The sequence below is a fragment of the Falsihalocynthiibacter sp. BN13B15 genome, assembly GCF_041205415.1.
Taxonomy (GTDB): Bacteria; Pseudomonadota; Alphaproteobacteria; order Rhodobacterales; family Rhodobacteraceae; genus Falsihalocynthiibacter; species Falsihalocynthiibacter arcticus.
The window spans coordinates 1-243 of record NZ_JBGFCE010000139.1; the positions used below are offsets into that span (position 1 = coordinate 1).

General features: G+C 50.6%; 1 protein-coding gene. It reads left to right on the forward strand.

All coding sequences use genetic code 11. The features are described 5' to 3' along the window. Positions 1–38 precede the first annotated feature (38 nt). Positions 39–243 (forward strand): DUF1993 family protein (locus AB9F26_RS22535; protein ID WP_369769157.1); only part of this gene is annotated, 205 nt, incomplete at its 3' end.

Below are 243 nucleotides of genomic sequence, written 5' to 3' on the forward strand. Positions count from 1 at the left end.
GCGGTACAGCCCGACTAGCTGGCCTCCCATTCCCTGAAATCCCCGATGCCGTCGGAACTGAAGCAGAAATGAAAGCCCGCATCGCCGCCACCGTCGCGTTCATACAAAGCGTTGATAAAGCTTCTGTGGATAGCGGTCATGACCGGGAAATCACTTTCCCAATGGGCAATGAAACTGCCACGTTGACCGGAGTTAATTATTTCCTTGGGTTTACACTTCCGAATATCTATTTTCACCACACTA